The organism is Anaerosolibacter sp., from assembly GCF_029240175.1.
Taxonomy (GTDB): domain Bacteria; phylum Bacillota; class Clostridia; order Peptostreptococcales; family Thermotaleaceae; genus Anaerosolibacter.
Map to the genome: position 1 here is coordinate 75,627 of NZ_JARBTM010000006.1, position 19,600 is coordinate 95,226.

Annotated in this window: 15 protein-coding genes; 9 read left to right on the forward strand and 6 right to left on the reverse strand. The window is 40.2% G+C overall.

The annotated features are described in order from the left end of the window. Positions 1-23 precede the first annotated feature (23 nt). Positions 24-893: a formate/nitrite transporter family protein gene (locus K0R93_RS06300; protein WP_300299094.1), complete on the reverse strand. Its 870-nt coding sequence runs from the start codon at positions 891-893 to the stop codon at positions 24-26. A gap of 312 nt (positions 894-1,205) precedes the next feature. Here K0R93_RS06300 and K0R93_RS06305 point away from each other — a divergent pair, with 312 nt between their 5' ends. The 6 genes from K0R93_RS06305 to K0R93_RS06330 all read left to right on the forward strand — a co-directional run bounded on the left by K0R93_RS06305 (position 1,206) and on the right by K0R93_RS06330 (position 7,676). Beyond that, on the forward strand, positions 1,206-3,161 hold the full coding sequence (locus tag K0R93_RS06305; RefSeq protein ID WP_330685054.1) for a sigma-54-dependent Fis family transcriptional regulator: 1,956 nt from the start codon (positions 1,206-1,208) through the stop codon (positions 3,159-3,161). 105 nt (positions 3,162-3,266) lie between these two features. After that, the gene (locus K0R93_RS06310) at positions 3,267-5,102 is read left to right on the forward strand and encodes an aldehyde ferredoxin oxidoreductase family protein (protein ID WP_300299096.1); all 1,836 of its coding nucleotides are present in this window, start codon (positions 3,267-3,269) and stop codon (positions 5,100-5,102) included. Positions 5,103-5,166: 64 nt separating this feature from the next. After that, positions 5,167-6,207, forward strand: coding sequence for a tungsten cofactor oxidoreductase radical SAM maturase (locus K0R93_RS06315; protein WP_300299098.1), 1,041 nt, complete (start codon positions 5,167-5,169; stop codon positions 6,205-6,207). 11 nt (positions 6,208-6,218) lie between these two features. Further along, positions 6,219-6,443, forward strand: coding sequence for a MoaD/ThiS family protein (locus K0R93_RS06320; RefSeq protein ID WP_300299100.1), 225 nt, complete (start codon positions 6,219-6,221; stop codon positions 6,441-6,443). Between the two features lie 2 nt (positions 6,444-6,445). Beyond that, the gene (locus K0R93_RS06325; protein ID WP_300299102.1) at positions 6,446-7,123 is read left to right on the forward strand and encodes a HesA/MoeB/ThiF family protein; all 678 of its coding nucleotides are present in this window, start codon (positions 6,446-6,448) and stop codon (positions 7,121-7,123) included. A 61-nt stretch (positions 7,124-7,184) separates the two neighbouring features. After that, on the forward strand, positions 7,185-7,676 hold the full coding sequence (locus K0R93_RS06330; protein ID WP_300299104.1) for a MogA/MoaB family molybdenum cofactor biosynthesis protein: 492 nt from the start codon (positions 7,185-7,187) through the stop codon (positions 7,674-7,676). Between the two features lie 38 nt (positions 7,677-7,714). Here K0R93_RS06330 and hprK read toward each other — a convergent pair whose 3' ends face one another. Further along, positions 7,715-8,644: an HPr(Ser) kinase/phosphatase gene (hprK, locus tag K0R93_RS06335; protein ID WP_300299106.1), complete on the reverse strand. Its 930-nt coding sequence runs from the start codon at positions 8,642-8,644 to the stop codon at positions 7,715-7,717. A 3-nt stretch (positions 8,645-8,647) separates the two neighbouring features. Beyond that, positions 8,648-10,528 (reverse strand): excinuclease ABC subunit UvrC, encoded by a 1,881-nt coding sequence (gene uvrC / locus K0R93_RS06340; RefSeq protein WP_300299108.1) that lies wholly within the window; start codon positions 10,526-10,528, stop codon positions 8,648-8,650. Positions 10,529-10,649: 121 nt separating this feature from the next. Here uvrC and K0R93_RS06345 point away from each other — a divergent pair, with 121 nt between their 5' ends. Beyond that, positions 10,650-11,294, forward strand: coding sequence for a hypothetical protein (locus K0R93_RS06345; RefSeq protein ID WP_300299110.1), 645 nt, complete (start codon positions 10,650-10,652; stop codon positions 11,292-11,294). Positions 11,295-11,364: 70 nt separating this feature from the next. Beyond that, the gene (locus K0R93_RS06350; RefSeq protein WP_300299112.1) at positions 11,365-11,922 is read left to right on the forward strand and encodes a stalk domain-containing protein; all 558 of its coding nucleotides are present in this window, start codon (positions 11,365-11,367) and stop codon (positions 11,920-11,922) included. A gap of 69 nt (positions 11,923-11,991) precedes the next feature. Here K0R93_RS06350 and K0R93_RS06355 read toward each other — a convergent pair whose 3' ends face one another. The 3 genes from K0R93_RS06355 to uvrB form a co-directional block, all read right to left on the reverse strand. Further along, positions 11,992-12,624 carry a PilZ domain-containing protein gene (locus K0R93_RS06355; protein WP_300299114.1) on the reverse strand — a complete coding sequence of 211 codons (633 nt, stop codon included), beginning with the start codon at positions 12,622-12,624 and terminating at the stop codon, positions 11,992-11,994. Between the two features lie 318 nt (positions 12,625-12,942). Further along, positions 12,943-15,780, reverse strand: a complete 2,838-nt coding sequence (gene uvrA, locus K0R93_RS06360; protein WP_300299116.1) for an excinuclease ABC subunit UvrA — start codon at positions 15,778-15,780, stop codon at positions 12,943-12,945. Positions 15,781-15,784: 4 nt separating this feature from the next. Further along, positions 15,785-17,773 carry an excinuclease ABC subunit UvrB gene (gene uvrB, locus K0R93_RS06365; protein ID WP_300299118.1) on the reverse strand — a complete coding sequence of 663 codons (1,989 nt, stop codon included), beginning with the start codon at positions 17,771-17,773 and terminating at the stop codon, positions 15,785-15,787. A gap of 558 nt (positions 17,774-18,331) precedes the next feature. Here uvrB and K0R93_RS06370 point away from each other — a divergent pair. Continuing rightward, entirely contained in the window at positions 18,332-19,597 is a 1,266-nt protein-coding gene (locus tag K0R93_RS06370; RefSeq protein WP_300299120.1) for a sensor domain-containing diguanylate cyclase, read from the forward strand. The last annotated feature ends 3 nt before the right edge of the window (positions 19,598-19,600 follow it).

Consider the following 19,600-nt stretch of genomic DNA (forward strand, 5'->3'; position numbering starts at 1 on the left):
CGCCTTCTGTCTTTTTATAAATACTATGCCGCCATTTTTTTCACTGATGCTTGCTTATTGTTTTTCATGTAAACAAACCAGTAAACACCGCCGACAAACATGCTCCCGCCTATGATATTGCCTAGTGTTACAGGAATTAAGTTATTCACAATGAATGTGCTCCAATTTAAGTTGGCAAGCTGTTCTGCTGCAAGATGGGAAGCCTCTGCCCATGCTGGATTCGCCTTTGCCATAATTCCTGCAGGTATATAGTACATGTTGGCAATACTATGCTCAAACCCAGAAGTGATGAATAACCATATGGGAAAGAAAATCCCAAATATTTTCCCCACCATATCCTTTGCTCCATAAGCAAGCCACACAGCCAAGCATACAAGCCAGTTGCACATAATGCCCAGGTAAAATGCCTGCATAAAAGTAAGCCCTACCTTATAGGATGCTATTTTAATCGTTACACCCCCCAGTACATTGGCGCCGCTGTTTAATAATCCTGACTGTACCATCATATGCGCAATTAGTAAAGAACCAATTAAGTTACCCAAATAAACAAAAAACCAGTTTTTCAACATTTCTCTTACTTTCACCTTGCCATCAAGGATACCCATAACAATCAAGGTATTTCCAGTGAAAAGCTCACCACCAGCCAAAACTACGAGCATTAGGCCTGTTCCGAAAATTGCCCCAGCCAATACTTTACCAAGGCCGTAGGTTTCTGGTTTGGCAAACAAATTGAAAGCAGCCATATTGGAACCTTCCGCTGCAAATGCAATAAAAGCACCTGCTAAGATTCCTAAAAGCAGTTGGTGCAGCCAAGCTAATCTTACTTTTTTCATACCTGTTTGAATTGTGGTTTCTGCAATCTCTCCAGGTGTTAGATAGTTTTTCCCTTCCATTTTCTCTACCCTTTCTATTCGTGGACTATAGGTATTTTAGATATGCTAATCATACTATACGAATCCAACGTCACCAAATCGTCGAAATCATTCGTGTGAACCCATTCAATTTTAGCATACTTCTTGTATATTGTGTTACTTTGGCGAAAATTACAATACTGCCTATTCTTTGGCATTCCTTAGAATTTTGATTTATTTCATATGTAATCTGCGATATAATAGAATAAAGTATTTTTTGAATTTTCTACTAAATATAATTTGTATTCTATGTAGTTCGCCGGAGAGTTTACTTATTCGTCTGGGGGGATTTGATTGAAACCTATACAAGCGATCATGGAGAAAAAATATATTCCGCGTTCCCATGCCAGGTGTCGAGAGATGGGTATCGACACAGCAAGGGTTTTTAGCAGCCTCATTTTATCTGATGATGCCCTGCGCAGAAAGTTGGAGGAAAAAAGGGACTTAATGGTGGCTGCAGAACCATTCATGAATCAACTCTATAATTTTGTGAAAGGTTCTAACTTTTTTTCTATCTTAACCGATGAAGAGGGCTGTATTCTCAGTGTTATTGGGGATGAAGATATTTTATCCCAAGCCTTTAATCTTAAGATGGTGCCTGGCTCCTATATGGATGAATCCCACATAGGTACCAATGCCATGGGTACTGCCCTGGCAGAAGAAATGCCTGTGCAAGTTTCCGGAGATGAGCACTTTATAAAAGCCTATCACCGCTGGACCTGCTCCGCTTCACCTATTCGAAATCCAGAAGGAAAGATTATAGGCATCTTGGACTTAACAGGATATAGTGAGTTGGTTCATTCCCATACCCTGGGTATGGTTGTGGCAGCAGCCAACGCCATTGAGAAGATGCTTGAAGTTAAAAGCTATACAGATAAACTGGTACTGGCCAAACAACACATCGAAACCATTATCGATTCTATACCCACAGGAATTCTGACCTGCGATCTGTATGGTACAATCCAATCAGCAAACAAACACATTACTGAAATGTTTGGTTTCAAAGAGAACGAGATTTTGCAAATGAAAACCTGGGAAATTTTCGAAGGCTGGAATCATGTTAAAACCACCCTGGCTGCCAAAGGAAGCTTCATGGACGAGGATGTCTATGTCAGCGCCAGAAAAAACAAATTGCAATTTAGCCTTAGCGCTTACCCTTTTACCGATAAAGAAGAAAATCTCAAAGAGATTATTTGTGTTTTCAAAGAAGTCAAAAAAGGTCGTAAGCTGGCCAATAGAATCATGGAACGCCATGCCATCTATACCTTTGATAAAATCATTGGGAAGAATGATCGTTTTCTTCAAAATATCGATTACGCCAAGAAAATAGCCGATAGCAAATCTACAATTTTGATTTTAGGTGAAAGCGGTACTGGCAAGGAAGTCTTTGCTCAATCCATCCATAACCATAGTATTCGTAAAGAAGAAGCTTTTGTGGCCGTAAATTGTGGTGCAATTCCTCGCAATCTTATCGAGTCTGAGTTGTTTGGTTATGAGGAAGGGGCATTTACAGGGGCAAGACGGGGAGGTAATCCCGGAAAATTTGAAATGGCCGATGGTGGTACCATATTCTTAGATGAAATTGGTGAAATGCCCGTAGAAATGCAGCCTAATCTATTACGGGTGATCGAAGAAGGAATTGTATCTAGGATTGGAAGCACCAGACAGATTCCCGTAAATGTACGGATTATCGCCGCCACGAATAAGGATTTGCGTAAAGAAGTAGAATTGGGCAATTTTCGAAAGGATCTCTATTATCGATTGAATGTTTTACCCCTTTATCTTTGTCCCCTTCGAGAGCGTAAAGAAGATATTCCACTACTTATCGATTATTTTATGGACACCATTGCAAAGAGGTTGAATAAGCGCAAGGTAAACATATCCTTTGAGTACATGGAGCATTTAATTCAATATGACTGGCCTGGCAATATCCGTGAATTGGAAAATATCGTAGAACTGATCGTCAACACCGAATCTCTGCCCTTGGACTTGAATAAAAAGAATCTTGGTATTCAGCCCAATTCCGAGCCATTAAAGGATCCTTGTCTGAAGCTTGAACATCTTGAGCATCAACATATTGTTTATGTTTTGAAGAAGTTCAAAGGAAATATTTCCTTGGCTGCCGAAGCCCTGGATATCGGACGAAACACCCTTTACCGAAAAATTGAAAAGTACAACATTGATTGTTCCAATTTTGAACATTGTTCCATTTCAGAACAAGCATATTTTCCTCATGCTGTTCTGTTTTAGAACACGGCTTCTCCAACAACCCCTATTATCAGGGGTTTCTTTTTTGGCATCGACCTTGCATTACATATAGATGAACAAAGAAAACAAATTCGAAGGGGGATTCAAATGTACGGATATGCTGGAAAAGTTTTAAGAGTAAATCTTAAAGAAAGAAGCTGGAAGGTTGAAGCCTTAGACGTTGAGAAAGCAAAAAAATATATCGGTGGTAGAGGTTTAGGAACTAAAATACTTACCGAAGAAGTCAGCCCTGAAGTCGAACCCCTTAGTCCAGAAAATAAGCTGATCTTCATCACAGGTCCTTTATCTGGTACACCTACGCCTACCGGCGGCCGATATATGGTCGTTACAAAATCTCCTTTAACAGGAACAGTTGCATGTTCAAACTCAGGGGGATACTGGGGTGCTGAGCTAAAATTCAGCGGCTTCGATATGGTTATCGTTGAAGATAAAGCTGATGTACCTGTTTATTTAAATATCGTTGACGATCAAATCGAAATTCGAGATGCTGCTCATCTTTGGGGCAAAGTTGTATCTGAAACCACTCAAATTCTTGAAAAAGAATGTGCTGAGAAGGCAAAGGTACTCACAATTGGACCTGCCGGTGAAAAATTATCTAGACTTGCTTCTATCATGAATGATTATTCCCGTGCTGCAGGACGTTCCGGCGTTGGTGCTGTAATGGGTTCTAAAAACTTAAAAGCCATCGTTGTAAAAGGAAGTCAAAAAGTTCAACTCTTTAACCACGACCAATTAAAGGAAGTTGTGTCTAACTGTACAAAAAAAATCCGTGAGAACGGCGTTACAGGTCAGGGTCTTCCTGCCTATGGTACTGCGGTATTGGTAAACATCATCAACGAGAACGGTGTTTTCCCTACAAACAATTTCCAGACTGCAGTTTTTGATAAAGCTGAAGAAATCAGCGGCGAAACCCTTGCCGAAAAATATTTAGTGAAAAAAGATCCTTGTTATCGCTGTCCAATCGCCTGCGGTCGATACTGTAAGGTAGATGACATCGAAGGCGGAGGACCTGAATATGAAACAATTTGGGCATTTGGTTCAGACTGTGGCGTATCCGATCTAGGTGCGGTTATCAAGGCTAACTATTGGTGTAATGAAATGGGCTTGGATACAATTTCTGCCGGTGCTACCATCGCAGCTGCCATGGAGCTCTATGAAAAAGGCTATATCAAGGAAGATGAATTAAATGGTGTTGGCCTTGAGTTTGGTAATGCCGAAGCAGTAATCGAGTGGACGAAGCGTATGGGCTTAAGAGATGGCCTAGGTGACAAGCTTGCTGAAGGTTCCTATAGATTGGCTGAAATGTATGGTGTACCAGAGTACTCCATGACTGTTAAGAAACAAGAACTTCCTGCCTACGATCCAAGAGGTATTCAAGGCCATGGATTACAATATGCTACTTCAAACCGCGGTGGCTGCCACGTAAGAGGTTATATGATCTCTCCTGAGATCCTTGGATTGCCTGAAAAACTTGACCGTTTTACATTAGAGGGCAAAGCATTATGGGCGAAAATATTCCAAGACTTAACAGCTGCTATTGATGCTTCCGGCTTGTGTTTATTCACTTCTTTTGCTATGGGCGCTCAAGATTATGCTGACATGTTAAACGCAGCCGTTGGTACTGACTTTACTGCCCAAGATGTACTCGATGCTGGTGAAAGAATCTGGAATATCGAAAAATTGTTCAACCTCCAGGCTGGTATTGATCCTTCTCAAGATACATTGCCAAGCAGATTATTAAATGAAGGAATTCCTGAAGGACCTTCTCAGGGCCTCGTTCATAGACTTTCTGAACTGTTGCCTGAATACTATAGCCTACGGGGCTGGGATACTCAAGGTATACCAACAGTTGATAGATTAAACAAGCTGCAGATTTCTGAGAGCGCTTTAACTACTGAAGAAGTGGCAGCAGGAGATAAATAATGTTTATATAAGGGCTTCCATTGGAAGTCCTTATTCTTAATCTATAAAGAAATTGGGTGATATGATGACCATTCATAAGTTATATCTAGAGCTTACCGATCGATGTAATTTAGACTGTAGTATATGCTATCGTAAATCCTGGAGTAGTCCACCCACTGATCTTGATATGAATAGTTTGAACCATCTAGCCATGGAAATGAATAACCAGAGTACCATAAAAGAAGTTGTAATTGGCGGCATTGGTGAACCCACCTTCGCCCCTCTTTTTCTGGAGACTGTCCAAATGCTTAAGAACTACCACCTTACCCTCACCACCAATGGCACCCTTCTTCACGGAGAAACATTGGATATGATCATAAACCATGTAGATGTTATTACAGTTTCAATCGATGGACTAGACGAACATTTTGAAAGCATTCGTGGTGTTCCTCTTGAAAAAGTACTTCACAACTTAAGAAATCTTCAATTATATAAAAAACAGTTGGGTAAAAACACACCCATTCTTCAGCTTCAATTTGTGGCTTCATTCGATAATATAGATGACATTTTTCGAGTGATTGATCTAGCGTCAACCCTTAATGCCCAGAGTGTTATCATTTCAAATTTACTTCCCCAGTGTAAAGAAAATGCTGAGAAAATTCTTTATACAAGGTATGAAAATCCTGAAATGAAAGCACTTTATAATAAAATTAGAAATTATTCTTTTAAGAAGGGTATTCAGATGCTTTTACCGAATTATGAATTAAAAACCGAAAGAAGATGTAATTTTATCGAGCAGGATGCTGTTTTTGTCTGCGCCTCAGGAGATGTGGTTCCTTGTTATAGGCTATCTCACCCATATCGAGAATATGTCTTTGGTAGAGAAAAACAGGTAGGTCGTCATTCCTTTGGCAATGTGAAAGATCATTCTCTTTATGAAATCTGGCATCAAAAGTCTTATGTAGATTTTCGTCAAACAATCTATCATAATCTCTATCCATCTTGTATTGATTGTGACTTGGTAGAGGGATGTGATATGGTAAGGAACACAGAAGCTGATTGTTATGGAGTGAACCCTTCCTGTGGCGATTGTCTGTGGACTAGAAAATTCGTTATGTGCCCTTAGGAGGTGAAACCATGAGCATCAAAGTGCGACTCTTTGCTACCCTTCGTAATGGCCGTGGTAAAGAACTTATTGTTGATCTTGAAACAAACCGTACACCTAATGAAGTGATTAATGGACTAGATATCCCTACGGAAGACGTGGCCATCTTATTGGTCAATGGTCGGGATGGTACTTTAGATCAACTTTTACAAGATGGCGATACGGTCTCTATATTTCCCCCTGTGGGAGGCGGTTAATCATGAGAAGATATGAAAGGAATATGACTACTTTATCCTTGTCTGAGAATGAAAGCCTTAAGAATTTCAAAGTTTGTGTCGTGGGTTGTGGAGGATTAGGTGGTTATCTCATAGAGATGCTGGGTAGGTTAGGTATTGGTTCCATTACTGCCGTTGACGGAGATTATTTTGATGAAACGAACTTGAATCGCCAGCTCCTGTCAGATGTGGCATCCCTTGGTGTTTCAAAGGCTATGAAAGCCCAGGAACGTATGGGCCATGTTAATCCTTTCATTAAGATTCATCCCGTTACCCAAAGACTTACCCATGAGAATGCCGTGGAAATCCTCCAAGGCCATCATCTTGTCATGGATGCCTTGGATAATATTCCATCTCGCGTGACTGTCCAAAATGTTGCAGAGGATTTGGGTGTCCCTATGGTTCATGGAGCCATTGCCGGTTGGTATGGCCAGGTAACAACCATTCTGCCGGGAGACCGTACCTTAGACCTCATCTACCCTGCAGAAAGTGTCAAGGGCATCGAGCAAACCCTAGGGAATCCATCTTTCACCCCTGCCTTGGTAGCTTCCATTCAAGTCAGTGAAGCATTAAAGATTCTCATTGGCCGCGGCGAATTATTGAGGAAAAAAATTCTATATATAAACTTATTAGACAATGAATTCGAAACTATTGACTTGTAGTTTTTCTGACCACTAACTACTAACCGCTATCCACTAACCCCATCACAAAGGAGGACTTTACATGTTTACATTAGGTATTATCATAGCCAGTGATAAAGGATCTAAAGGCGAACGTATTGATGAAAGCGGAAAGGTGATTCAGCAAATGATGGAATCACATGGTTATATGACAAAAAAATATGTGGTGCTGCCTGATGAGGTCGATGCTTTGTCTCAAGAGATGATTCTTATGAGCGATGAATTGAAGGTTGATTTAATCTTAACCTCTGGTGGAACAGGATTTTCTAAGCGGGATATCACACCAGAAGCTACCCTTCAAGTTATTCATCGACTTACCCCAGGAATCTCTGAAGCCATCCGTTATAATAGTTTGCAAATCACCCCAAGGGCCATGCTCTCTAGGGCGATTTCTGGCATAAGGGATAATACATTGATCATAAACCTTCCCGGAAGCCCCAAGGCTGTTCGAGAGAGCTTAGACTACATCTTGCCAAGCCTTGCCCATGGCCTTGAAATTCTAAAAGGCTCCGCATCAGAATGTGCCACAAAATAAGAATCAAGGCGGAGAATTTTCCCCGCCTTGATTCTTTCTTATTTATCTGTACCTTCATTCATCTGCTTGAGGAGTCGATTGTTTAATGTTTCTGCTGCATTAAACCCCATTCTTTTTTGGCGATGATTTCTAGCGGCTACTTCAACAATCATTGCCAAGTTTCTACCAGGTTTGATGGGAATGGTATTTTTAGGTAAATCTACACCCAATATATTGATATACTCTTCATCCATTCCTAAACGGTCATATTGTTTTTGATCCTTCCAGTTTTCTAATTCTATCACCAAATCTATGGCTTTTGTATTTCTCACGGCGCCAACGCCAAACAACTGAACCACATCCAAAATACCTACCCCGCGAATCTCCATGAAATGTCGGATCACCTCTGGAGCACTTCCCACCAAAGTACTGTTATCAACTCTTTTGATTTCCACTGCATCATCGGCTACCAGCCGGTGGCCCCTCTTGATTAGTTCCAAGGCTGTTTCACTCTTCCCTATTCCGCTTTCTCCAACCATCAGTATCCCGATACCATAAACCTCAACCAATACACCATGTCTTGTAATCACTGGTGCCAGCTTATCCTCTAAATAGCTTATCAGTACACTTACAAACTTTGTCGTAGACATATTTGTCCTCAACAGAGGTATATCAAACTTCACGGCCGCCTCCAATAGTTCCTCATACACCTCTAGATCCCTTGCAATAACCACACAGGGAATGGGATAGGAAAAAAGCTCTTTCGCTCTCTGCTTCCTGAGTTGAGGTGTGAGGGTTTCAAAGTAATTCCACTCTACCTTTCCAATGATTTGTACCCGCTCATAGGCAAATGATTTGTAAAAGCCTGTGAGCTGCAGTCCTGGCCGATTCACATCATTCACAGTGATTTTGATGTCTCCTTGATTTGACTTATGAATGACCTCTAAATTTAAATCCTTACATAATTCTCCAATGCTAACGCTTCTCACAGCTTATCCCTGCCTTTCATCTTGTCTTCCTCTATCAAAATATTCCCTGATCTGCTCTGCCGCCCTTCTATTCATTCCCTCTACCTCACACAAAGCTTCAATATCTGCCTTCTTTATTTTATCAATAGATTGGAAATGTTTGAGAAGTGCAATTCTTCTCTTCTCGCCAATTCCAGGTATTTCATCCAGTACAGACTGTACTGCTGTTTTCCCCCTTAGACTTTTATGGTAAGTAATGGCGAAACGATGGGCTTCTTCCTGAACCTTCGCAACCAACAAAAATGCATTGGATGTTTTATTTAAACCCAATTCCACTCCTTTATAAATCAAGTCCTTTGTTCGATGTCTATCATCTTTTATCATCCCAGCAGTTGGAATATCTACATGCAGCGCAGACAATACGGCTGCCGCAGCATTTACCTGCCCCAAACCACCATCGATCAATATAAGATCAGGTAACCTGGAAAATTTACCTTCATCATCCACAATCCCTTTCTTTTCCATGGTTTCCTTTTCTTCTAATCCCCGCTTAAATCTTCTATAAATAACCTCTTGCATACTGCCATAATCATTGGGTCCCTCTATGGTTTTTATTTTAAATCTTCGATAGTCACTATATTTCGGCTTTCCACCCTCAAATACCACCATTGAAGCTACAGAATGAACCCCTTGGGTATTCGATATATCAAAGGCCTCTATCCGATAAGGCTTTCTACTTAATCCCATATACTCAGCCAGCTCTTCTAAAGCTCCCAAGCTTTTCTGTCTCTCTCTGATCAGTTTTTCACTAAATTGCTCGAATATTTCTACTGCATTTTTATGGACCATGTCCAGAAGCTCTTTCTTCTCTCCTTTTTTAGGGTTCTTCACGCTCACTTTACCATCCTTCTTCATGGACAGCCATTCACCAATGAGTTCCCCGTCTTCCAGTTCTTCCTCCAGAAGTATTTCTTTAGGTATAAATGCGGTACCTCCGTAAAACTGCTTTAAAAAGGAACTCAAAATCTCCCTTCTTTCATCTTCTTCTGAGGCTGTTACCATATAATGCTCTCTTCCCATGAGCTTTCCTCCCCGTAGGAAAAAGACCATGATGCAGACCTCATCAATCCCCCGTGCCATAGCAATCACATCTTGATCAATATCTGTAGCAAAGATCACTTTTTGCTTCTCCAGTATGCTTTGAATCGCTATGATTTGATCTCTATATTCTGCCGCCCTCTCAAAGTCCATATTTTCAGCTGACGCCTGCATTTTCCTTGTAATCTCCTTCACCAATTCATCCTGCTTTCCACTGAGAAAAAGTATGATTTCTTGGATCATCTTATTATAGGCCTCCATATTCACCTGGCCCGTACAAGGTCCAAGGCATTTTCCAATATGATAGTTCAGACAGGGCCGTTCTTGAGGCTTATCTAGATTTTTACTGCAGGTTCGCAGTGGATAAAATTTCTTCAATATCTCAATGGTTTGGTTTACTGCGCCCACATGGATATAAGGTCCAAAATACCGGGCTCCATCTTTAATCACTTTTCTAGTCTTCATTACCCTCGGGTATTTTTCGCCTAGGGTAACCTTTATATATGGATAATGCTTATCATCTCTCAGGAGCACGTTATACTTTGGCCTGTGCTTTTTGATGAGATTGCTCTCCAGCATCAATGCTTCGACTTCTGAATCTGTAATAATATACTCAAAATCATATATATTCTCTACCATCGCTCGAACCTTCGGCGGATGATTCTTTGCAGATTGAAAGTATTGTCTTACTCTATTTTTCAAGGAGATGGCCTTACCTACATAAATGATTTCTCCATGAATGTCTTTCATCAGATAAACACCTGGTTTGTCTGGCAGCTTTTTCAGTTGTTCACTTAGATCAACCATATTATATTCCTCACGTTTCTAAGAATTCAATTACTTACCTTTATTGTACCAAAATTGATACTTAAATCAAATTTGTATATAATAGATGAGAAAATCATTTTATACAAGGAGATGAACAATGATGAGCAATTCTCAACGCAGCATTAGCTTTACGGTGGGTTTACTAGGTGCTATCCTGTTTATGATGATTCTAGATCCCTTTCTTCCAAAATTACTATTTTCAACACCTCTGCTCTTATATCCTTTTATTTATGTCCTTTTATTTGTTTTTCTGCAAAATGGATATAAGTATTTGTTGATTAAAAAGATGACACCCCAGTCTAGTCACCTACTAGATGGACAACCTATTCAACGGTCGATATTTAATCATTTATATTATTATGGTATTTTGCTTCTTTTATCAATCAGGAATATACAGGTCTTAGATTTTTCTACTTCCTTCATCATACAGTTCTTGATTGCAGCCTTATCTGTAGAATTGATACTTTGGTATGGGAGCAGATCTCTCCAAGCTGAATTTACCCAAGCCGCTGTTATCATAAAGGGATTTGATTCTCGTATGGATATCCCTTTAAATACAACGATTTATAATCATCCAGGCATATATTTCTATTCGGATATTCAGGATTATGCATTAGAGGGCAATCAGCTAACACTAACCTTACATCATCACCGAGGACGTCTCCATTTCCATTCTTCTATGGAGATGCAGCGACAGCTCATGGGTCTCTTCCAAGCAAAAGGAGTACCTGCAAAAATGAAATAACGACTTTTATGTATATTTTTAAAAAAATTGGTTAATCCTCTCAATATCAACAATATAGAGGGGGAAATCTATGAAACGCGCATTCATCAAAACGTCTATGATATTTTTTATTACATGTATCATTTCAACATCTATGGTAGTGGCACTGCCGCCACTGGAAGCCATTCAGGTTTTTCTCAAAGATGTTAACCTTCGATTTGATAATGAACCACCCATTGCGGTCAGTGCGATTGTCCATAAAGATCGGATCTATCTACCCATTCGGTTTATAGCTGAACAGCTCGATGCCAATATTCACTGGAATGAATCAGAAAATACAGTTTCAATACAACCCGTTCATGCTTTCAAAGATTTTCCTGAAGCAGACCCACTGGGTCAAGAAAAGTTCATATATGGAGAAATATTGGCCATCGATCCATTAAAAAATCGTATAACCATCGAAGAACATTACGATAATCGGTATACCTATGTAGAACCAAATCTACAAGTAGCTGAAGATGCTATCATCATCCTTCAAAGAAACGATAAACAAATGAATCTTTCATTCAAAGATCTAAAAGTTGGAGATTACATAGGCGTGGTATTAGCCAAAAACCAGCAGGTTCGTGGCATCATTATTAACGATTAGCTAATGATCTATTTTGGAAAATAAATTGCATCGTTTTCTATATACATAAAAGAGCCAGTATAAATATTACTAGCTCTTTTGCCTTTTAAAGTGAATCTGGGATCGAAAAACAAATGCCCTGATTTTTTGCACATCTCGGTCATCCAGTGCGACAAACTGCCCACCCATGGCATAGCCTTCTTCACAGGTCAGATTCCTTAGTATTCTTACGGTAACAAGAATCAATTCTTCCCCAAGGGGTAACTCTAGTACAATCACTGTATCTATAGGTAAGGATAAACTAGAATGCAGCAGTAAGCCTCCTATGCTTAAATCCTTTACGATTGCTGGAATAAATTTATCATTATCGATTTCCTGGTCTCCATAGCCTCTTATATAGCAATTTACTGGAATATCAACGCCTACTCTAACTTCCGCTCTACGCCTCAGTTGTTTTATATCAGAGGCTTTTGGTCTCTTCAGCGTCAAGGCCCTTCCCTTTATAGCATAGATGAGAGAGTTGAACTCGCAGGCATTTCCCTGTTGATCCCAAATCGTACAGTCAACCTTAAGCTCACTCTTATTATGTATAAAATGATAGTCCAGGTGAACATAAATGATATTCTCCGAAATGTCTTCAACATTTCCAGCCAATTCTACTTCACCAGGCTCATTGGTAAGCTTCATCCGAATTCTGTTATTTACTGTCAGTGGACTTGTCATGCTCGGCCTCCTACCTAAATGCCTATACCTATATATTGGCTATAAGATAGTAAAATCCTTCTTCTCAATATAGTACTATAGTAATATTTTTAATATTATTATTGCATCTGTTAAAATAATATTTAACTAACAAAAGCATTTCATGCTCTAAAATCTAAGGAAATGCTTTTGTTATTCACAGGGAACTAATAGTTCCCTATGACGCTTCGCTGTAACCCTCCAATTATTGGACATAAAGGGGTGAACCCCTTTAAAAATCCCCAATGTTAAGGAAATTGAGAACCATAATTTCCTTAACATTAGAGAGCCTAGCATACGCTAGGCTCTTGCATCTCGATCCAATATTTTCTTTAAGAACATTCCCGTATAGGATTGAGGAATCTTTACGATATCCTCTGGTGTTCCTTGCCCAACGATAAGACCGCCCTTGTCCCCGCCTTCTGGTCCAAGGTCGACGATATAATCACTGGTCTTGATCACATCCAGATTATGTTCAATGACCAGCACTGTATTTCCACCTTCTACAAGCCTGTTTAATACGCCGATAAGCTTATGGATGTCTGCAATATGAAGCCCCGTGGTAGGTTCATCCAATATATATAGCGTTCTACCTGTGCTTCGCTTGCTGAGCTCTGTCGCCAGCTTAATCCGCTGGGCCTCTCCCCCAGACAACTGGGTAGATGGCTGTCCCAGTTTGATATACCCTAAACCTACTTCATGCAAGGTTTCTAGCTTTCTTTTGATTCCTGGTACATTTTGGAAGAAAACCACAGCCTCTTCTACTGTCATATCTAACACTTCAGAGATAGATTTTCCCTTGTACTTTACCTCTAAGGTTTCACGATTATACCGTTTGCCCTTACATACATCACAAGGTACATATACATCGGGTAGGAAGTGCATTTCAATCTTTATAATTCCATCACCCTTGCAAGCCTCACATCTACCGCCCTTCACATTGAAGCTAAATCGTCCCTTTTGATATCCTCTGACTTTGGCTTCTGGTACTTGGGCAAAAACATCGCGAATGATATCAAAGACCCCTGTATAGGTAGCTGGATTAGATCGAGGTGTTCTTCCAATAGGTGACTGATCTATATCGATAACTTTATCAATATATTCTAAACCACGAACTTCTTCGTGCTTTCCAGGCTTACTCTTGGCCCTATGCAGCTCCATGGACAATTTTTTATAAAGGATTTCATTAATCAATGTACTTTTTCCAGAACCTGAGACACCCGTTACCGATACAAATAAGCCCAAAGGTATTTTCACCGTCAGATCCTTCAGGTTGTTTTCCTTAGCACCTACCACTTCAAGCCATTTTCCATTAGGTTCTCTTCTCACTTCTGGGATCTCAATCTTTTTCTTACCTCGAAGGTACTGCCCTGTAATGGAGTCCTCACAATTCATAATGTCATCTACAGTGCCCTGAGCAATGATCTGCCCCCCATTGGCCCCAGCGCCAGGTCCTATATCAATAATATGATCGGCTGCAAACATGGTATCCTCATCATGTTCGACAACAATCAATGTATTTCCTAAATCTGTTAAGTTTCGCAGGGTTTTTAGAAGCTTTTCATTGTCTCTTTGATGCAGCCCGATACTTGGTTCATCTAGGATATACAGTACACCTACCAGACTAGAACCTATCTGAGTAGCTAGACGAATTCGTTGAGATTCCCCTCCCGAAAGGGTTCCTGCAGCCCTAGATAAGGTTAGATAATCTAAGCCCACGTCTACCAAAAATCCTAACCGTTCATTGATTTCTTTTAAAATCTGTCGGGCAATCATGGTATTTTTCTCTGAAAGCCCTAGATTTCCAAAGAACTCCAGTGCACTTCTTACGGAGAATTCCGTTGCCTCTGCGATATTTTTTCCAGCAATTCTTACGGCAAGAACCTCAGGCTTTAATCTCATCCCCTGACAACTGTCACAGGGTGTTAAGCTCATAAACTCTTCGATTTTTTCTCGCATATAATCTGAGTTTGTTTCCTTATATCGTCGTTCTAAATTTTTAATGATTCCTTCGAAGGGAGATCGATATTTTTTCATACCGCCGAATTTACTCTCATAGGTAAATTCGATGGCTCGCTTTCCTGTACCATAAAGAACCTCTTGAATAAAGGTTTCCGGCAGCTGTTCCAGGGGTGTATCCAAATCTACCCCATGATCCTTAGCCAAAGCATCAATCATTTCATAATAGTAGGTACCTTCTGCCGAATTAGACAAAGGAGCAACGGCGCCTCCACGTATGCTTAACGAAGCATTAGGGATAATCAAGTCAGCGTCAATTTTCTGTAAATACCCTATACCATTACAGTCCGAGCATGCACCGAAGGGACTATTAAAGGAAAACATCCTTGGTTCAAGCTCCTCTATGCCAATACCATGTTCTGGACAGGAAAACTTCGTACTAAACAACATATCTTCCCCATCAATAATATTAACGATGAGCAAGCCCTCCGACAACGCCAACGTTGTTTCGATAGAATCGGATAAGCGTTTTTCGATGCCTTCCTTTATTACAATTCTATCAACAACCACTTCTATGGTATGCTTCTTATTTTTTTCCAACTTGATTTCTTCCGTGATCTCTCTAACTTCTCCATCGATACGAACCCTTACATATCCATCCCTTTTAATACCCTCCAGCACCTTGGTATGCTCGCCCTTCCTGCCTCGAACCAAGGGTGCCAGTAATTGTATTTTTGTTCTTTCTTCCATGGTCATAATCTTATCCACAATTTGATCCACTGTCTGCTGGGCAATTTCTCTGCCACAGATAGGACAATGGGGCGTACCAACCCTAGCAAACAATAATCTCAAATAATCATAAATCTCTGTTACCGTACCAACGGTGGAGCGTGGATTTCGGCTCGTTGTTTTTTGATCAATGGAAATAGCTGGCGAAAGGCCTTCAATATATTCCACATCTGGCTTTTCCATTTGGCCTAAGAACTGTCTGGCATAGGCTGATAAGCTTTCCACATAACGCCTTTGCCCTTCGGCATAGATTGTGTCGAAGGCTAGGGAAGATTTACCCGATCCACTCAACCCAGTCATTACAACAAATTTATCTCTAGGAATTTCGATATCTATATTTTTTAAATTGTGCTCCTTGGCACCCTTTACCACAATACTATTCTTTGCCATCTCTTCACCTCATGTTTTCCAACGTATCTTTTAACTCAAGAACCTTGTCCCTTAATTCAGCCGCTCTCTCAAATTGAAGATTCATCGCAGCTTCCTTCATTTCCGTTTCCAGGCGTTTGATATTATCGAGGATATCTTCCTTCTCCATGGCATCTAGCTTGTCTTCAATACCATATCGTTCCTTATCCTCTGCCACCTTTGTGGCTTCAATGACATCCCGAACCTTCTTGGTGATGCCTTGGGGAATGATGCCATGTTCTTTATTATAGGCTTCTTGAATAGCTCTTCTTCTATTGGTTTCACCAATTGCCCTATTCATAGAATCTGTCATTCTATCAGCATACATGATGACCTTTCCCTGAATGTTCCTGGCAGCCCTTCCGATGGTCTGAATAAGGGAAGTTTCAGAGCGAAGAAAACCCTCTTTATCAGCATCCAGTATAGCCACCAAAGCGACCTCCGGCAAATCCAATCCTTCTCGCAGCAGGTTGATCCCAACCAGCACATCAAAAACACCTAACCTAAGGTCTCGAATAATCTCCATTCTTTCTAATGTATCGATGTCTGAATGGAGATATCTTACCTTTATATTTACATCTTTAAGGTAGCTGGTCAAATCCTCCGCCATTTTCTTCGTCAATGTGGTGACCAGAACTCTTTGCTTATTTTGTATCACACCATGAATTTCCCCGATCAAATCATCTATTTGTCCTTTAATAGGCCTTACAATAATGTCAGGGTCAATCAATCCTGTGGGTCGAATAATTTGCTCTACTGTATTTTCACTATGTTCTTTTTCATAGGGTCCCGGTGTTGCACTGACATAAACGATTTGGTTCACCAAGCTTTCAAACTCTCCAAAGTTTAAAGGACGGTTGTCATAGGCAGAGGGCAATCGGAAGCCATATTCTACAAGACTTTCCTTCCGAGAGCGGTCACCGGCATACATCCCTCGAACCTGTGGAATGGTCACGTGGGACTCGTCCACAACGATCAAAAAATCATCAGGGAAATAGTCAATTAGCGTAAACGGTCTGCTTCCTGGCGGTCTTTGAGAGATGTGTCTCGAATAGTTCTCAATGCCTTGACAGAATCCTACCTCCTGCAGCATCTCGATATCGTACATGGTCCGCTGTTGGATACGCTGGGCTTCAATGAGCTTTTCATTGTCCTTAAAATACTGAACTCTGTCTTTCAACTCACCCTCTATATCCATGATGGCTTTCTTCAGCTTGTCATGGGTAGTGACATAGTGAGACGCAGGGAATATAGAGATATGGCTTCGAAGGCCCACAATCTCCCCTGTCAATGCATTCACTTCAGTTATTCGATCGATCTCATCTCCAAATAGTTCAATCCGAACCGCATTCTCCGATGAGGCAGCAGGGAAAACTTCAATAACATCTCCTCGAACCCGGAAGGTTCCCCTGACAAAGTTAATGTCGTTCCGCATATATTGGATGTCCACCAATTTCCTCAATATCTCATCTCGACTTTTCATCATTCCAGGTCGAATGGACAATACCTGGGTTTCATAATCCAAGGGGTCTCCTAATCCATATATACAGGACACACTAGCCACCACAATCACATCCCGTCGTTCATATAGGGAAGCTGTGGCCGAGTGCCGTAATTTATCAATTTCATCATTAATTTGCGCATCTTTTTCAATGTAGGTATCTGTATGGGCAACATAGGCTTCTGGCTGATAATAATCGTAGTAGCTCACGAAAAATTCAACAGCATTGTTAGGGAAAAACTCTTTGAACTCACTGCATAGCTGAGCTGCCAATGTTTTGTTATGGGCAATCACTAAAGTAGGCTTTTGCACCTTCTCAATGACATTGGCCATGGTAAATGTTTTTCCTGATCCTGTTACACCCAATAGAGTCTGATGTTTTTTTCCATTTGTAATACCTTGACACAGGGATTCAATCGCCTTTGGCTGGTCCCCGGTAGGCTTGTATTCCGATGCAATTTCAAATCTACTCATCCTACATACTCCTCTTTTCAGCATTCATACAAATTATAACATACCTATTTTCACTGCATGATAAACAAAAAATGGCAAATCAAACACTTGTTCGTATCCTTAATTATATCCTTCTATTTTTTTAAAGTCAATGTATATAATGTAAAACTTTACGGTAGAATACTTGGCGAAAACACCCTATTCTTGATTAAGCTGCTACTGTAGTAAGATGCGGCATAATCTTGATATTGGTAGGGGCGATTCACGAATCGCCCGCCGACCACAGATACCAACCTACCTATCATCCAGAACGTAGTGAATGCTCTGATATTTGGTTTTATGTAGGAGTCGCATAGTATGCGGCCCGGCGAAATAGCCTAGACCCAAAGCGGGTTGCATACTATGCAACCCCTACGGATTCTTAGCTTGATCTCGATCTTACGTCGCAATATTTATCTTTCCCGTTAAAAACTCACTATTACCATAACTCAAATAATATTATAAACCGTGAAGGAAAATAAACATCATTATCGAATAATTTAATAATGACTTGAATTATAAAACACGAAGGTGACTTACATGAGTAAAAATAGAAAAACAGTTTCATTTGCTGTCTTAGGTTTATTGGCCTTGTTATCCCCTTTTATTGCGGCTTGGCTGGTAGACATATTGGGGTTGCAGTCTAAAATACTTTTTCCTATACTGACAACAGTTTTATTAGGAATCTTTGGACTAGCACATATTCATGGACTGAATGAACATTATAAAATCCTTGAAAAACAATCTGCAACGATTTCAAATATCACGCATCTGAACGAGGAACTCGAGAGACACAATCTACTAAAAGAGTCCATGCTGGGGATCAGCAACTCTATTCTAGATATTAAAGACTTTGATGAGTTTTTACATAGTGTCATAAAAACTGCCGTTCACCTCATTGACAATGCCGATGCCGGCAGCATCCTGATCATGAATGATCAGAATCGCCTAGAATTTAAAGCTGCTGAAGGTTATGACTTAAAAGGACTATCAAAAATAAATATGGTCGTGGAAGAAACCTTCTTATACCAGTACACCCTAGGCAATTATTCGAAGCCATGTATTATTGAGGATCCACTAAAATTTAATCAAAGATTCTTGAATAAAGAAAACTATAGTAAATTTGAAGATGCAGAGGCCCTATCCCTTAAGGCCACCATTTCTGCACCGATCTTAATTGGCGGTGAACTCTATGGAATGATCAATGTAGATAACAGCAAGTGTGAAGATGCTTTTACTTTTCGAGATACTGAAATTATGGAGTATTTGGCAAATCAACTCAGCATAGCCATTAAAAATGTACAATTGTTAGAGAAAACCCTATTCCTTTCCCGTTATGATGGGTTGACAAGAGTATATAACCGGCATTATTTTGATGAATTATTTGAAAGTATCTATAAAAGAGCCAAGCGTTATGATGAAAACTTTTGTCTCTGTGTGATCGACTTAAATGACTTGAAAATTATCAACGATATGCATGGTCATCAAGCCGGAGACTTAGCCTTGAAAACTTTCTCTTCCACCATGTTGGAGAATATTCGGGAATCCGATATCATAGGAAGATATGGCGGCGATGAATTTGTCATTATCTTTTTAAATACAACCTCTGAAAGCGGGCATGAAAAGCTTCAGCAGATTTCCCAGTTCTTAAAGGAAAGGCCCCTCTCTATAGACAATAAAGAAGTCCAGATAACCTTTAGTTATGGTATTGCCTGTTTTCCAGAAGAGGCTTCGGATAGCAAGGAACTGTTCCGAACTGCTGATGTTCGAATGTATAAGCATAAATTACATCAAAAGACAATTTAAAGA

Coding starts and splice junctions, on each gene's coding strand:
- uvrB (WP_300299118.1), bottom strand. CDS start 17,773: ATGAGTAGATTTGAAATTGCATCGGAATACAAGCCTACCGGGGACCAG.
- K0R93_RS06355 (WP_300299114.1), bottom strand. CDS start 12,624: ATGACAAGTCCACTGACAGTAAATAACAGAATTCGGATGAAGCTTACC.
- K0R93_RS06310 (WP_300299096.1), top strand. CDS start 3,267: ATGTACGGATATGCTGGAAAAGTTTTAAGAGTAAATCTTAAAGAAAGA.
- K0R93_RS06370 (WP_300299120.1), top strand. CDS start 18,332: ATGAGTAAAAATAGAAAAACAGTTTCATTTGCTGTCTTAGGTTTATTG.
- K0R93_RS06345 (WP_300299110.1), top strand. CDS start 10,650: ATGAGCAATTCTCAACGCAGCATTAGCTTTACGGTGGGTTTACTAGGT.
- K0R93_RS06320 (WP_300299100.1), top strand. CDS start 6,219: ATGAGCATCAAAGTGCGACTCTTTGCTACCCTTCGTAATGGCCGTGGT.
- K0R93_RS06315 (WP_300299098.1), top strand. CDS start 5,167: ATGACCATTCATAAGTTATATCTAGAGCTTACCGATCGATGTAATTTA.
- uvrA (WP_300299116.1), bottom strand. CDS start 15,780: ATGGCAAAGAATAGTATTGTGGTAAAGGGTGCCAAGGAGCACAATTTA.
- K0R93_RS06330 (WP_300299104.1), top strand. CDS start 7,185: ATGTTTACATTAGGTATTATCATAGCCAGTGATAAAGGATCTAAAGGC.
- K0R93_RS06325 (WP_300299102.1), top strand. CDS start 6,446: ATGAGAAGATATGAAAGGAATATGACTACTTTATCCTTGTCTGAGAAT.
- K0R93_RS06350 (WP_300299112.1), top strand. CDS start 11,365: ATGAAACGCGCATTCATCAAAACGTCTATGATATTTTTTATTACATGT.
- uvrC (WP_300299108.1), bottom strand. CDS start 10,528: ATGGTTGATCTAAGTGAACAACTGAAAAAGCTGCCAGACAAACCAGGT.
- K0R93_RS06300 (WP_300299094.1), bottom strand. CDS start 893: ATGGAAGGGAAAAACTATCTAACACCTGGAGAGATTGCAGAAACCACA.